The organism is Streptomyces beigongshangae (assembly GCF_019710745.1).
Taxonomy (GTDB): Bacteria; Actinomycetota; Actinomycetes; order Streptomycetales; family Streptomycetaceae; genus Streptomyces; species Streptomyces beigongshangae.
Genome location: NZ_JAHKJW010000004.1, coordinates 227,215 through 236,150 on the forward strand (window position 1 = coordinate 227,215; position 8,936 = coordinate 236,150).

10 protein-coding genes are annotated in these 8,936 nt (G+C 71.7%); 5 read left to right on the forward strand and 5 right to left on the reverse strand.

Translation table 11 applies throughout. The features are described 5' to 3' along the window. The first annotated feature begins 10 nt into the window (after window positions 1–10). Window positions 11–538 carry a YbjN domain-containing protein gene (locus KM933_RS05030; RefSeq protein ID WP_221348554.1) on the forward strand — a complete coding sequence of 176 codons (528 nt, stop codon included), beginning with the start codon at window positions 11–13 and terminating at the stop codon, window positions 536–538. A 26-nt stretch (window positions 539–564) separates the two neighbouring features. On the opposite strand, the gene KM933_RS05035 is transcribed toward KM933_RS05030, so the two are convergent. Together KM933_RS05035 and KM933_RS05040 are read right to left on the reverse strand one after the other, a co-directional pair. Further along, window positions 565–1,764, reverse strand: coding sequence for a hypothetical protein (locus KM933_RS05035; protein WP_430727279.1), 1,200 nt, complete (start codon window positions 1,762–1,764; stop codon window positions 565–567). Between the two features lie 125 nt (window positions 1,765–1,889). After that, the gene (locus KM933_RS05040; RefSeq protein WP_221348555.1) at window positions 1,890–2,354 is read right to left on the reverse strand and encodes an ATP-binding protein; all 465 of its coding nucleotides are present in this window, start codon (window positions 2,352–2,354) and stop codon (window positions 1,890–1,892) included. Window positions 2,355–2,532: 178 nt separating this feature from the next. On the opposite strand from KM933_RS05040, the gene KM933_RS05045 reads away from it, so the two are divergent. The 4 genes from KM933_RS05045 to KM933_RS05055 all read left to right on the forward strand — a co-directional run bounded on the left by KM933_RS05045 (window position 2,533) and on the right by KM933_RS05055 (window position 4,982). Beyond that, window positions 2,533–3,447 (forward strand): helix-turn-helix domain-containing protein, encoded by a 915-nt coding sequence (locus tag KM933_RS05045; RefSeq protein WP_221348590.1) that lies wholly within the window; start codon window positions 2,533–2,535, stop codon window positions 3,445–3,447. After that, window positions 3,410–3,541 (forward strand): DUF397 domain-containing protein, encoded by a 132-nt coding sequence (locus tag KM933_RS39000; protein WP_430727280.1) that lies wholly within the window; start codon window positions 3,410–3,412, stop codon window positions 3,539–3,541. The genes KM933_RS05045 and KM933_RS39000 overlap by 38 nt, the downstream gene beginning before the upstream one ends. 107 nt (window positions 3,542–3,648) lie before the next feature. Further along, window positions 3,649–3,900: a DUF397 domain-containing protein gene (locus KM933_RS40195; RefSeq protein WP_221348556.1), complete on the forward strand. Its 252-nt coding sequence runs from the start codon at window positions 3,649–3,651 to the stop codon at window positions 3,898–3,900. A 206-nt stretch (window positions 3,901–4,106) separates the two neighbouring features. Beyond that, complete coding sequence (locus tag KM933_RS05055) at window positions 4,107–4,982, forward strand: hypothetical protein (RefSeq protein WP_221348557.1); 876 nt, start codon at window positions 4,107–4,109, stop codon at window positions 4,980–4,982. Between the two features lie 36 nt (window positions 4,983–5,018). Here KM933_RS05055 and KM933_RS05060 read toward each other — a convergent pair whose 3' ends face one another. Genes KM933_RS05060 through KM933_RS05070 form a run of 3 tightly spaced genes read right to left on the reverse strand, consistent with a single transcriptional unit; the run spans window position 5,019 to window position 8,674 of the window. Then, a complete protein-coding gene (locus tag KM933_RS05060) occupies window positions 5,019–6,545 on the reverse strand; it encodes an FAD/NAD(P)-binding protein (RefSeq protein ID WP_221348558.1) in 1,527 nt (508 codons plus the stop codon). Between the two features lie 9 nt (window positions 6,546–6,554). Next, entirely contained in the window at window positions 6,555–7,391 is an 837-nt protein-coding gene (locus KM933_RS05065) for a methyltransferase domain-containing protein (protein WP_221348559.1), read from the reverse strand. After that, on the reverse strand, window positions 7,388–8,674 hold the full coding sequence (locus KM933_RS05070; protein WP_221348560.1) for an ATP-grasp domain-containing protein: 1,287 nt from the start codon (window positions 8,672–8,674) through the stop codon (window positions 7,388–7,390). The genes KM933_RS05065 and KM933_RS05070 overlap by 4 nt, the downstream gene beginning before the upstream one ends. Window positions 8,675–8,936: the final 262 nt, after the last annotated feature.

Sequence of the window (8,936 nt, forward strand, 5' to 3'; positions counted from 1 at the left end):
GAAAATCACGGTGAGCATCGACCCGTCCTCGATTCCGAACTTCGGGGGCCAGCCAGAGCCGAACCCCGGCGGACCGGCCGGCCCCGTCGTCCCGGACCAGGACCTTGTGAAGCAGCTCCTGGACCAGATGGAGCTGAAGTACGTCGTCGACGACGAGGGTGACCTCGCGGCGCCGTGGGAGCAGTTCCGTACGTACTTCATGTTCCGTGGCGAGGGTGACCAGCAGGTCTTCTCGGTGCGGACGTTCTACGACCGGCCGCACCAGATCGAGGAGAAGCAGCAGATCCTCGAATCGATCGACGACTGGAACCGGCGCACGCTGTGGCCCAAGGTCTACAGCCACACGCACGACGACGGCACCGTCCGCCTGATCGGCGAGGCGCAGATGCTGATCGGCACGGGCGTGAGCCTGGAGCACTTCGTGTCGTCGACGGTGAGCTGGGTGCGGGCCGCCATCGAGTTCGACAAGTGGCTCGTCGAGCAGCTCGGCCTGGAGCAGGAGATCGACGGGACCGAGAAGCCCGAAGAGGACCAGTAGTCCAGTAGTCCAGTAGTCAGCAGTCCTCACAGCGGCCTGTCGGCGAGCACGACCAGGTACGCCCCGTACGCGAACGAGAGCCCGGCCAGGGCGCCGACCACCAGGGTCGCGTGCCACGGCCGGGCTCTCGCCGTCCGCGCCAGCGCGCACGCCAGGGGCAGCAGCAGCGGGAACGCCGGCAGCAGGAACCGCGGCTTGCACTGGAAGAAGCCGGCGCCGCCCGCCGCGACGGCCAGCAGCACGCCCGCGTAGACCAGCAGCGGCAGGGGGGCGCGGTCCGCGGCCAGCAGCCCGTACAGCAGCAGGGCCGCCGCCACGGTCGCCAGCGACACGGGGAGGACCAGCGGGCCGCCCTCCAGCAGCAGACGCCGTACGGACCGCAGCGCGTCGAGGCCGAAGTCGAAGCGCGAGCCCCACTGCCGCTGCACTTCGAAGTACCCGCCGAGCGGGTCGCCCCGTCGCCGCCCCACCCACAGCACGTACGCCGCCCAGCCGAGGGGTGCGAGCACCGCGCCCGCCCACACCCTGTGGGCGACCTCCCCGCGGTGCTGGCGGCAGCACTCGTACGCCGCTGCCGCCAGCACCGCCACCGCCACGGCGAACCCGTTCGGCCGGGCCAGTCCCGCGCACGCCGCCAGGGCGCCCGCCCACAGCCAGCGGCCGGTCAGGACGGCGTACAGCGCCCAGGCGGCGAAGGCGGTGAGCACCGGCTCCGTGTACGCCATCGACAGCACGACCGAGTGCGGCAGCAGCCCCCACAGGAGGACGAGGGCGGTGGCGACGGCCCGGTCGTGCAGCCGGACCCCGATGGCGTGGATCCCGCAGGCGGCGACCCCGGCGGCCGTCCAGGAGACCAGCAGGCCCGCGCCGGTACCGCCGAGCGGGGTGAGTTCGGTGACGGCCCGTAACAGCCCCGGGTAGAGCGGGAAGAACGCCAGGTCGCTCTGGACGAGACCGGGATAGGGGCGCAGGGTCTGCCCGTAGCCCTCCTCGGCGATCCGCAGGTACCAGAGGGAGTCCCAGGACCGCCCGAGCAGGACCGTCACCGGCTGCCCGCCGGTCCCCCGGGCGACCAGGGCCACGGCCGCGCAGCCCAGCAGCCGGGCGGCGAGGAACAGCCCGAGGGCCGTACCCATCGTCGCGGCCGGGACCCGGCGGGAACGGGCGGGGCTCTCGACGGCGGGAGCGGGATGTGCGACGGCGGCGGGCGCGTGTGTGGGCGACACGGGGACGGCAGGATTCACATCAGAACATTGCGTGCAAAACGCTCCGGACGCGAGCACCGCGTGTCCGAGCGGGTCGGGACATCCCCGCTCCTCCCTCCGCTCCCGCCGCGTTCCCTCCACCGATGTCACAGGTGGGCCGAAGTCCCGACGAGCACCTCCGCCCAGACCGTCTTGCCCACGGGGTGCCGGGGCGCCGTCCCCCACCGCACGGCCAGGACGTCCACCAGGAGCATGCCCCGGCCGGACTCGCCCTCGGGGTACGACGAGGGCGGGGCCGCGGGCGGCCGTTTCGCGGAGGCGGCGTCCGCGACCTCGACGCGCACCAGGCCCGCGGTCGCGTCGAGGTCGAGCCGGAGCCCGAAGCCGCGTCCGGGGACCCGGCCGTGCTGCACCGCGTTCGCCGCGAGCTCGCCGACGACGAGGGCGACCGTGCGCGACGCGTCCGATGCGGGCGGGTGGCCCCACTCCTCCATGCGCCGGACGGCGAGCCGCCGGGCGAGCCGTGCGTCTCGCGGGGAGCAGGCGAACTGCTCGGCGAACGCGGCGCCCTGTCGTGGCTCGTCCTCGGAAGTGGTCGTTCCTGGCAGCACGGCCTGTCCGTCCTCGTCTGTCGAGCCCGGTGCCGTTCCGCACCGTGCTTGTGTTGTCACTTTCCGTGCTCAAGGATCGTCCAGGCGTCCTACGCTCGACAGGTGACACAGGCTTACTTTTCAGCCGGTAAGGAACGGAAGTGACGCTTTGGCCAATGGAATTGACCCCAGCGCGTCGATGGCGGCGCTGTTCGGGGCGAGGGTGCGCAGACTCCGTACGGCGGCCGGACTGACCCAGGCCGAACTCGGCGACAGAACGCATGTGGTGAGTACGCGGATCACGCAGATCGAGCGGGCGTCCGGGGCGAAACCGACGCTGGACCTGGCGCGGGCGCTGGACAGGGCCCTGGGCGCGGACGACCTGCTGGTCGAGCTGTGGCCGTACGTGTACCGGGAGGCGTTCCCGGACTGGTCGCGGAAGTTCATGGAGTACGCGGAGCGGGCGGTGGTCGTCCGTGAATACGCGGCGCATGTGGTGCCGGGTCTTTTGCAGACGGAGGGCTATGCGCGGGCTGTCCTGGGCCTGGATGCCCTGCTGGACGGCGAAGCGCAGTTGGAGGAGCGTGTCACAGCCCGAATGGGGCGGCAGGCGCGTCTTGGCTCGCCCGCCCGACCGGAGCTGTGCGTGATCCTGGACGAGTCGGTGTTGAGGCGTCCGGTCGGCGGGAACGCCGTGATGCGTGCGCAGTTGGCGCGACTTCTCGACGTGGCGGCAGATCGTCACATCACCGTGCAGGTGTTGCCGTTCGACCAGGGTGGACATGAGGCCATGGGTGGTTCGCTGACCATCCTGACCCTGCCGGACGGTCTGGAAGTGGCCTACACGGAGGGATCGGACTACGGCCAACTCATCGAAGAACCAGTCAACGTTACTCGCTACAAGGTGATTTACGATCGGTTACGGGCGGTAGCCCTGCCCCCGCTCATGTCGCTCGGCATGATCCGGTCCACGATGGAAGGCGACTACCGTGGTTCGAACATTCCGTCCCGCTCCGAACGACGTCGGCTGGCGCAGGAGCAGCTACAGCAATCAGGCAGGCGGCAACTGCGTGGAGGTGGCCGACGGGCTCCGGTCCGTCGTCCCGGTCCGTGACAGCAAGGTTCCCTACGGCCCGGCGCTGTGCTTCGAAGCCGCCTCCTGGGCCGCCTTCATAGGCGAGTTGAAGGCCGCGCACCACCGCCCCTGAGGCGGCCGGGCTCCGGCCACCGCCCGCGTTCCGGGTTCACCGGACCCTTGTCCGCGAGGGTCCGGCGGGCCACTGGCCCCTGAAAGAACCGACGGAAGGCGATTGCCGTGGTTCGAACATCCCGTCCCGCTCCGAACGACGTCGGCTGGCGCAGGAGCAGCTACAGCAATCAGGAGGGCGGCAACTGCGTGGAGGTGGCCGACGGGTTCCAGGTCGTCGTCCCGGTCCGTGACAGCAAGGTTGCCTACGGCCCGGCGCTGTGCTTCGAAGCCGCCTCCTGGGCCGCCTTCATAGGCGAGTTGAAGGCCGGGCTCCGAGCTCACCGGCCCCTTGTCCACGAGGGTCCGGCGGGCCGCTGACCTCCTGAAAGAACCGGGGGAAAGAACTTCCCGCCCACCCACCCTCCCCGGCCGCGAAGCCCGCGTCACCCGTCCGGGTGACCGGCTTGCAGGGGCGGGATGCGGACGGTTACGTTCGCCGCGACAAGGGCAAGCAGAAACGGCCCCCGGCCAGGATTGGCGTCCTGACCGAAGGCCTGACCTCTCAGGAAGAAAGCACCTTCCCGATGGCTGAATCGCAGTCTAACGCGCTCCTGCGCGCCGATGCCGGAGCACCGACCTCCGGCGTGATCCACGTCCGCACCCGCCTCACCGCAGACTTCACGGTGATCTCCAACGCCCTCGCCCAGCGACGCGGCAGCGCGGTCACGGTCGGCGTCGCGGCGTACATCTCCTCCCTGCCCGACGGCTCCTCCGTGACCATCACCACCCTGTGCGAGCACTTCGACGAGGGCGAGATCCTGATCTCGCGGGCGCTCAGGGAACTGGAGGCGGCCGGATACCTGGAACGCCGCCGCGAGCGAACGCCCACGGGACAGGTCCGCACCCGGACGTACCTCTACGACGTCCCCGGCGGTGACCCGGAGCCGGACCCGGAGCTGGACCCAGACCCGGACGGGCCTCCCGAGCCGCCCAAGCCGTCTCGCCCCCGACGGCAGCCCGCCGCCGCGCCGGTCGAGGAGGAGCAGGCGGAGACACCGCCCCCGCCGGCCCTCGCCGAAGCCGACCCCCGGGCCATCGCCGTACTCGCCGCCCTGCGCCGGGTCGACCCCCGCCTCGTCCTGTCCGAGCAGGAGGCCGCCCGCCTCGCCCCGGCCGTCAGCCGCTGGCTCGCGGCCGGGCTCCTGCCCACGCACATCACGGACCACCTCACCACACGACTCCCGGAGCGGTTCCTCGGACGCCCGTCGGGCATCCTGGCCTACCGGCTCAGGGAAACTCCCCTTCCGCTGCCCGCCCCTCCCCGGAGCGCAGCACCTTCAGTACGTCCGGCAGCCGTGTCCGTCCGGAACTGCGACGGCTGCGACCGGGGGTTCCGCGCGGCGCAACCCGGCCGCTGCCGGGACTGCCGCTCCCGGGAGCAACTCCGCGCGGCGGGCTGAGGGTTATGGTCGACGCCGATCTTCCTGGTCGTGCGGTCAGGGGGTGAGCAGACCCGGTGACCGCGATGCCACGCCGGTCGAGGAGTCGGCGGCGATCGCCGCGGCGATGGCTTCACTGCGCCACACGAGCATCGGTATGCCGGACAGGTAGTAGTGGGTGCCGCTCGTGAGATGACCCAGGGCGAGAAGCGACCGCTGGGGCCTGCCGCTCCGGTCGAGGAGGCGCCCGGTGTCCGGCTCCACGCGCAGGCCGCCGTCCGGGTGCCGTTGTCCGCACCCGTTGCGGCTCAGTGCGTCCATCAGCTCGTGGGCGCCCGCGGGGGCGACCGTACGGGCCGTCGGCGCCGCCGTCGCGGCGGTGACCACGACATCGGCCCCCACGGCTCGGTGCTGCGCCCTGACCAGGAATCCCCGCTCCGCGGGCGTGACGTCCTCAAGGCCGCGCAGGACGCGCAACTGGCCGCTGTCGGCCATCCCGACGAGCGTGCGGGCCGTCGCGGCGGGCATGGGGGAGGTGAAACTGGCCCACAGCCGGTGGTAGCGGCGCAGGAAGTGCTGCCGATCGCCGCGGGGCAGCGCCGGCCACCACTGGTGCACGGTGGTGATCAGGGCCCAGGTGGTGACCTGGAGCCAGTCGACGTCCCGTACGTTTTCCCGGTCGGCGAGTTGCCGGCGCACCCGTCCCAGCCCCCAGTCCGCCAGGGACGTCTCGGCGCCGATCTGCCCTGGCGTGGCCCCGGCGAGGAGTGCCTCCCTCCGGGCCAGGGCGACCACCGCGGACAACCGCAGGGGCGAGGACGGGTGTCCGAGCCGGTCCCGGACGGTGTCCGGGGTCAGCACCGTGGGACGCCCGGTCTGGCGCGGGCGGCGTACGGCGGCCAGGATGCCGTCCCGGGAGAGCAGGGTGATCCGCCCCCGATGCCCTTGGGCCCGCAGTCCCAGGACGGTGTCGACGGCGGTGAGCCCGCAGCCGATGACGGCCACGGAGGCCGACGGGGGAACGCCGCCGAGGGCGGACACCACGGGATAGGGCCGGCTGATGCAGGACGGGTGACCGGCGAGTCCGTAGGGGTCGTACCCGGCCGGGTCCCCGACGCACAGCACCGCGTGGTCGCACGGGACGGTGTTCCCGTCCTCCAGACCGACCAGTGCCCCGGCGCCGTCGGGCGCGGCACTCGTGGCGCGTCGGCGCAGCCACCTGACACGCCAGCCGGCGGCCGTCAGTCCGTCCAGGGTCCGGGAGAGGGTCTCCTCCAGGTAGCGGCCGTAGACGTGCCGCGGTGGGAAGACCTCCTGCGTCCACAGTCCGGCGGTGCGGCTCCCGTCGTGGTGACGGGCGAGCCACCGCCGGGCGTGCTCCGGATCGTTCGGGTCCAGCGTCATCATGGTGTGCGGGGCGTTCACCACGATCTCGTCACGGTCCGCCCGGTACGCCCTGCCGCGCCACAGCCGGTCCGAGGGTTCCACGATCACGAGGTCGACGTCCCGTGGACCGAGCGCACGGGCGAGGGCCATGACGAGGCATGCCGCGGCCGTGCCCCCGCCCACGACGCAGATACGCATGCACGGCTCCTAGGCTCTCGGGGACGCCGTACCGGCGGCGGACGGGGACGGGTGCCTGCGGGCCAGCGCGAAGCGGTAGGTGATGCTGCCGACGAACCCTTCGTCGTCCGCCCTGCGCCGCGCCTCGTTCTTCAGCGAGCGGGCGAGGTCCTCGCCGATCGTCCCGCTGCCGAGCATCGTGTCCACGCCCCGGTCGACGATGGTGTACGCGTAGGCCGAGTGCGTCGCCGTGTAGTTGTGGGCACCCGTCCGCACGAGCTGGAATCCCGCGGCCTCCAGCAGGCGCGGGAGGGCTCGCAGGTCGTGCGTGTTGACGACGTACCGGGCACGCCAGGCGGCCACGCACGCGTTCAGCGGATCGTGCGGGCCCAGTGAGAAGTCCGTCGACGCGTAGTCGCCGTCCAGTACGGCGAGCTGCCCTCCCCGGCGGCACACCCTGTGTGCCTCCCGGAGCACCGAGCGGATGTCCGGGGTGTGGCTGAGCAGCGTGTACATGAGGACCGTCGGGAAGGACTCGGCGGCGAACGGCAGCCGGTGCGCGTCGGCGGCCAGGAGCCTGATGTTCTCCGCCGCTCCGCCCGATCGGCCGGCCATCCTCAGGAGGTCGACGCTGTGGTCGATGCCGACGACGGTGGTGGTGGGCGCGCGGTCGGCGAGGTCGGCGAGAAGTTCACCGGAACCGCAGCCGATCTCCAGCAGCGGTCCGGCGGTGACGTCGACGGCCGCGAGAAAACGCCGCAGCATCCGGTACTGGTCAGGGTCCTGTCTGCGGCAGTGCAGCACCGACGCGATCTGCCGCGTGGTTTCGCGGTCACAGGTGGCCAGGGAGGAGAACACGTCGGTCATGGGCCACCACTTCCCGTTGCCGGCGCGGGCGCGGGTGTGAGTACAGGTGTGAGTACGGGTGCGGGCGTGACGCGGAAAAGGGTCCTTTCGTCCTCCATCTCCCGCAGTGCCTCAAGAGACCGCCGGACCACGGACTCCTGGGGATGGACGAAGTAGACGATCCCCGTCCTGCCCTTGGTCAGGGTGCTCTGCCGGATCGCCCGCCCGACGCGCGGCAGCCCCCGCGCGCTGTGGAAACCCGGGAGCCGGCGTACGGACGACAGACCCGGCACCGCCGTCAGGACCCCGGACTCCCAGCAACGCACGAACGCCTTGCCCATCACCTGTGGCGGAGCGTAGGCGAGGGAGGAACGGGCCCTGAACGACGCGGGGTCGTCGAGGCTCTCCGCCAGCAGGTGCTGCTGACTGCCGCCGAACGCGGCGAAGTACGGATCGGGGTGCAGCACGGGCCCCAGGATGCGTGCGTTGACCTCGACGAGGCGCGGGCCGTCACCGGTGAGGCGCACGTCCGCGTTGGCCGCGCCATGACGGATGCCCAGAGCGTCCAGGCAACCGAGGGTGTAAGACACCACGTCCCGCTCGGCCGCCCCGAGGGTCGGGCAGCTGACGTTGTACCGGCGCACCGGAAGGCCGTCGAGTTCCTCGATGACGTTGCGCGCCACCTCGCACACCACGTGCCGGCCGTCCAGACTCACCGTCGTCACCACGTACTGCTCGCCCGGCAGGTACTCCTGTACGAAGATCCTGTCGTTCGGCAGGCCCACCAGGTTCATCCGCCGGTGAATGTCCCGGAAGTGGGTCACCGCCGCTGTCTCCGACCAGCACACCCTGCAACCGTCGCTGCCGGAGCTCTGGCTGGGCTTCACCACCACGGGGAGCCCGAGGCGCCGCAGTGCCCCGGTCAGGTCGTCCACCGTCTCCACCGTCGCCTGCCCCGCACCGGGCATCCCGGCCCTCCGCAGGGCTTCGCCCATCAGGGCCTTGTCCCGCCGCGCGGCCGCCGTACCGTCCTCGTTGCGCGGCAGGTTCAGGGCCGCCGCGAGGTCATGGGCCGCCGCGACGCCGAACTCGCTGCCGGGAACGACGTGCCGGATGTCCCGGTCGCGCAGCGCGGCCACCGTGTCCGCCGTGGTGCCGCTCATGATCAGGACGGGCGCGCTCGCGTCGCTCCTGGCTGTTCGCGAAAAGCGTTTCCCGTACAGGTGCATGCACTCCTGACCGCGTTCCCTGAGCGCGGAGGAGAGGAAGACTCCGCTGGAGAGGGGGTCGACCAGAGCGATCATGGTGGTCCTCTTGCCTACGAGGGTGCTGGAAGCGGTCCTCGCCTCCGCGGCAGCCGTCCGGGCGGGTGTGCGGATGCGTCCTTCCGCGGGCGCGCGGCGCGGACGACCCGGTCGCGTCCTTCGTTCCTGATTCTCACCGACCGGCCGGTCATCTGCGACCCTGTCGTGGGCCATCGGAGGTGTGCCGGAGTGCGTCCCGCGCACGAACAGACCGGCGCGCCCCCGTCGCCGACCCCACCCGTCGCTTTCGCCCGTCCGGTGG

Coding starts and splice junctions, on each gene's coding strand:
- KM933_RS05045 (WP_221348590.1), top strand. CDS start 2,533: ATGGCGGCGCTGTTCGGGGCGAGGGTGCGCAGACTCCGTACGGCGGCC.
- KM933_RS05055 (WP_221348557.1), top strand. CDS start 4,107: ATGGCTGAATCGCAGTCTAACGCGCTCCTGCGCGCCGATGCCGGAGCA.
- KM933_RS05060 (WP_221348558.1), bottom strand. CDS start 6,545: ATGCGTATCTGCGTCGTGGGCGGGGGCACGGCCGCGGCATGCCTCGTC.
- KM933_RS05065 (WP_221348559.1), bottom strand. CDS start 7,391: ATGACCGACGTGTTCTCCTCCCTGGCCACCTGTGACCGCGAAACCACG.
- KM933_RS05070 (WP_221348560.1), bottom strand. CDS start 8,674: ATGATCGCTCTGGTCGACCCCCTCTCCAGCGGAGTCTTCCTCTCCTCC.